Annotated in this window: 3 protein-coding genes, 1 rRNA gene and 1 pseudogene; all 5 read right to left on the minus strand. The window is 45.2% G+C overall.

The genetic code is table 11. The annotated features are described in order from the left end of the window. A pseudogene (locus tag WS42_RS14175) lies at positions 1 to 313 on the minus strand (hypothetical protein); the annotation flags it as partial. 20 nt (positions 314 to 333) lie between these two features. Next, positions 334 to 1,143 carry a DAHP synthetase I family protein gene (locus WS42_RS14180; RefSeq protein WP_046451309.1) on the minus strand — a complete coding sequence of 270 codons (810 nt, stop codon included), beginning with the start codon at positions 1,141 to 1,143 and terminating at the stop codon, positions 334 to 336. A gap of 165 nt (positions 1,144 to 1,308) precedes the next feature. After that, entirely contained in the window at positions 1,309 to 3,075 is a 1,767-nt protein-coding gene (locus WS42_RS14185) for an ABC transporter ATP-binding protein (RefSeq protein ID WP_046451308.1), read from the minus strand. Between the two features lie 2 nt (positions 3,076 to 3,077). Beyond that, positions 3,078 to 4,802 carry an ABC transporter ATP-binding protein gene (locus WS42_RS14190; RefSeq protein WP_013612136.1) on the minus strand — a complete coding sequence of 575 codons (1,725 nt, stop codon included), beginning with the start codon at positions 4,800 to 4,802 and terminating at the stop codon, positions 3,078 to 3,080. Positions 4,803 to 4,917: 115 nt separating this feature from the next. Next, positions 4,918 to 5,028: ribosomal RNA gene (gene rrf / locus WS42_RS14195) — 5S ribosomal RNA — on the minus strand. Positions 5,029 to 5,037: the final 9 nt, after the last annotated feature.

Below are 5,037 nucleotides of genomic sequence, written 5' to 3' on the forward strand. Positions count from 1 at the left end.
TCGCCATACCTGTACCACCGGCTTCAAATTCGATCTCAGCACCGAGTATCCATTTCGGATTGAACTTATAGTCAAAAGCCAGTACAAAACGGGGAATAGAAATCGAATTCCGGTTCTCCCGTACCGATCCATACGATATTCCGGAAAACCGATTCACTCCATAGTCCATGAAATTAGCCAAAATCTCACCATATCCACCGAAACGGAAAGTTTTAAAACCGGCATATTCACTTTGTACTTCTTTGGTGTCACCCGTTGAATTTTGTGCAGATACACCACCTAATATTGCCCCGAAAGCAATGAATAATCCCATTTTTTTAATACCACTCTTTATCATCCTTTTCTTTGTATTAAAATTTCGCAACCTAAATGCAACTTGTTATTTTCCACCTGCCGAATGCCCAGATTTTCGAACATTTTTCCTAAGGCTTCGGGAGTAAGCTGTTGGGCTGCATCCGACAATGCCACCTCCGGACAGCAATGCGATTCGATAAATAAACCATCCATATCCAACCGGAGTGCTTCCGCACAGATCCCATACAGCAAGCCTCTCTTACCACAAATATGACTGGGATCGCAAAAAAGAGGTAATCCCGGGAAACGCTTTTTCATTTCCAAGGCCATTTCCAAACAAGGGATATTTCGGTATGGAGCAGCGTCTAATACGGAAAATCCCCGGTGTATCAAAGACAACTGTTTCAAATCGATATCCAGCAAACGTTCCACAGCTCCGGTCCATAATTCCAGATCAGGACATACCGGATTTTTGAGCATCACAGGAGTATCCCCCCCCCTCAACACTTCAGCGATTTCCTGTATCATAAAGGGGCTGACAGTAGTACGTGCTCCAATCCATAAAATATCGATACCATATTTTAGTGCAACTTCAGCTTGACGGGGAGTAGCCACCTCGGTAGCCACCTGCATACTTAATTCCTGCTGTACCTGTTGTAACCACCGCAAGCCTGGTTCTCCCACCCCTTCGAAATGATGAGCCCTTGAACGGGGTTTCCAAATCCCTCCCCGCAGTGTCTGTATCCCTATCTTCTTCAGGCCACGCGCTGTTGCGAACAATTGCTCTTCAGACTCAACACTACAAGGCCCTGCGACAATCTGAATTGCTTTCTCATTCCATAAAAACATAGCTTCAAAATTTTGAAGCAAAAATACATTCCTATAAAAGATGTAAAAATACCTAATATTACTGAAATATTTCCAAAGAATGCCTAATTCTGGGGATGCTATACCCTCAAAAGTTTTCCGCTCCCCGGACAGGAACCAGGGAATTTCATACATAAAAATTGATAATCAACGGAATTGTTCTTGATTTAAAGAAAAATATTTTCCCTTCATCCGAAGCAACTCTTCATGGGTACCCCGCTCGACGATCTGCCCGCGTTCAAGCACCAAAATCATATCGGCATTACGGATAGTAGAAAGACGATGGGCGATGATCAGACTGGTACGCCCCTGCATCAATTGGTCTAATCCTTTTTGTATCAGGATCTCACTTCTGGTATCGATATTACTGGTTGCTTCATCCAATAGTAAAATGGCAGGATCGGCCACTGCCGCCCGGGCAATGTTCAGCAACTGTCGTTGTCCCTGGCTCAAATTAGCACCATCATTCTCCAGTAAAGTATCGTAACCATGAGGCAACCGCTTAATAAATGAATGAGCCGCAGTCAGTTTAGCCGCCTCAATGACCTCTTCGTCGGTGGCTTCCAAACGGCCGAAGCGGATATTTTCCCGTACCGTACCTGTAAACAGATGGGTATCCTGTAAGACAATAGCCATCGAGCGCCGAAGACTATTCCGGTGTATGCAACGAATCTCCTGCCGGTCTATACGGATTTCTCCTGACCGGATATCAAAAAATCGGGGTAACATACTGAGTATCGTCGTTTTACCGGCTCCGGTAGCTCCAACCAAAGCAATCTTACGCCCGGCTGCCGCCTGAAAAGAAATGCCTTTCAGAATCATTTTTTCCGGTCGGTAGCCGAACCAAACTTCCTTCATAACCACCTCTCCCTTCACCTTCTCCAGATTCACGGCCTCCGGTAAATCGGGAGCTTCCGGTTGTTCGTCAATCACCTCGAATATTCGTTCAGCTCCAGCCAAAGCTGCCTGGATGCTATTATAAAGACTCGCCAGCTCGTTGATAGGACGTCCGAACTGTCTGGAATATTGTAAAAATGCTGCCAAACCTCCCACATCAAAACCCCGGAATATAGCTAACAAAGCCCCCACAATAGTGATCAGCACATAGTTCAAGGTACTCAAATTTTGCATCACAGGCATCATCAAGCCCGAATAGAACTGCGCTTTCAGTGATTTTCCCTTCAGATCCTGGTTCAGTTCCTCGAAATCTGAGATCGCCTTCTGTTCGTGCCCGAACGCTTTTACTACCTTCTGCCCGCTAATCATCTCCTCGATATATCCGTTTATCGAACCCAAAGATGCCTGTTGTGCCTTAAAATATTGCCGACTTTTACGAACAATTCCCCGGGCACTCCAAAACATCAGTGGGACAGTAACCAAAGTGACCAAGGTCAAGATCGGGCTGATGACCAACATCAGACAAAAAATACCCACTACGGTCAAAGCACTCGACAACATATCCGACAAGCTATCCGTCAAAGCATCACTAATCCGGTCCATATCGTTGGTATAGCGACTCATCAAATCACCATGCTGGTGGGTATCGAAATACCCCACCGGCAGCTGTTCCATCTTCCGAAACAAATCTTCGCGCATCCGGGCCACAGTCCGCTGCCCGATCTTATTCAGCAAGCGGTATTCCACATAAACAGCAAACACTCCGGTCAGATATACCCCGATAAGTATCCCCAACATCTTACCCAACCCCAGGAAATCTCCGGGAATAATATAGCGATTGATAATCGGACGGAGCAGATAAGAACCTCCCAGATTAGCGGCAATACTCAGCACGATCAAAACGCCGATGACAGACAATAACAGCCGATCGCATACCAGATAAGAAGTCAGCCGGAACAGAGTTTGTCTTCCCGCTTTAGGCTTAGCTTGATATTTCAGGTGATCTCCGTGTGCCATAACTAATTTAAAATTTGCTGTGAGTTATAAATCTCCTGATATATCCGGGAGGTCGCCATCAATTCATCCGGTGTACCGATAGCCTCAACTTCACCGTCTTCCAATACGATTACCCGATCGGCAGACTGCATTGTATTGATCCGTTGTGTTATAATCAGTACAGTAGTATCTTTCAGCAAACAATTGAGATTATTCCTGATCCGGAGTTCTGTTTCCGAATCCACAGCACTCGTACTATCGTCCAAAATCAAAATCTTAGGTTTCCTCAGCAGAGCCCGGGCAATGCAAAGACGTTGTTTCTGTCCTCCCGAAAGATTGATTCCTCCGCGTCCTAATATCGTCTGGTACCCTTCGGCGAGTGTCAGAATAAAATCATGTACCTGAGCCACCCGGCAGGCCTCTTCGGCTTCTTCCAGAGTAGCATCCGGTTTTCCCCATCTCAGATTTTCCAATATGGTTCCTGTAAACAATTCATTCTTTTGTAATACCATACCGATACGGGCATGTAACTCTTTCAGATGATAATCCTTCACAGGTACACCATCGATGCGAAGTTCTCCCCCCGTAACATCATAAAGTCGGGGAATCAGCTGCACCATCGAACTCTTAGCCGCCCCGGTAGCCCCGACAACAGCAACTGTCTCCGCCGGCCGGATATGAAAGTTTACATTCCGTAAGACATCGTTTTCTCCATTACCATACCGGAAGCTAACATTCACAAACTCCACTTCCCCCCGTTTTATTTTATACCGGTCCGCCAAGCCTTCGGGCGTATTCGCCAAAGAAGGTGTAGTATTCAAGACCTCCATAATCCGGCGTGAAGAAGCCGAAGCACGGGCAGATGCCATGATAAACATCGACAACAACATCAGCGACATCAACACCTGTGCCAGGTAATTCACAAATGAAATCAACTCTCCGATCTGCAATTCCCCTTCCATCACCTTATATCCGCCTACCCACAAAATAGCGATTACCGACAAATTCATCACCAACTGCATCACCGGAAAAATCGCAACAATAATATTCGAAGCCCGGATCACCATATCCCTCAGTTCCTCACTGCTACGTACAAATTTTCGTGCTTCGAAGTCTTCTCTTACAAACGATTTTACCACCCGAATATTAATCAGGTTTTCCCGAACCACACCATTCAGCTGATCAATTTTCTGCTGCACTTTTAAAAAATAAGGAAATCCCTTTCTCAGAATCACAAAAACAGCGATACTCAACGCCGGAATCGAAGCCATCAAGGTAAGAGCTAACTGCTTATTGATCTGTACAACAAAAAATATGGCCATCACCAACATAAACGGTGAACGCAACATCATCCGCATCGACATCAGCACTACCTGCTGTATCCGTGCTATATCATTCGTCAGGCGGGTAATCAATGAGGAGGTACTGAAATGATCGAGATCAAAAAAAGACAAACGCTGGATTTTTTCGAACAGAGCCCCTCGTAAATCCGTACCGAAACCGATAGAAGTACGCGAAGCGATATAGACATTCACCACACTAAAGCCCAATCCCGATAAGGAGATAAGAATCATATACACCCCTTTCTCTGCAATCAGTGACAAATCGCGCTTCATCACTCCTTGATCGACTATTTCGGCCATATACATGGGCTGTATCGTTTCACACCATACAGTAATCAATACAAGGATAGGGCAAAGAGCCAGACTTATCTTATATTTTCGGAGTATATGCCAATATCTGCGCATGTCATCCAATTTTTTCCATAACTTCATTAAAAATACAACGAATGTAAGGAAATATTAGTTTAGCCAGTATAATCAGATAAAAAAAAGCGAGTCACTTTCGTAACTCGCTTTCAAAATTCGGCGCCAACCTACTCTCCCACCATAAGGCAGTACCATCGGCACTCAGGGGCTTAACTTCTCTGTTCGGAATGGAAAGAGGTGGATCCCCCCGGTTATAGACACCTTTTAATATTTT

The organism is Odoribacter sp. N54.MGS-14 (assembly GCF_000980295.1).
Classification (GTDB): Bacteria; Bacteroidota; Bacteroidia; order Bacteroidales; family Marinifilaceae; genus Odoribacter; species Odoribacter splanchnicus.

Coding starts and splice junctions, on each gene's coding strand:
- WS42_RS14180 (WP_046451309.1), bottom strand. CDS start 1,143: ATGTTTTTATGGAATGAGAAAGCAATTCAGATTGTCGCAGGGCCTTGT.
- WS42_RS14185 (WP_046451308.1), bottom strand. CDS start 3,075: ATGGCACACGGAGATCACCTGAAATATCAAGCTAAGCCTAAAGCGGGA.
- WS42_RS14190 (WP_013612136.1), bottom strand. CDS start 4,802: ATGCGCAGATATTGGCATATACTCCGAAAATATAAGATAAGTCTGGCT.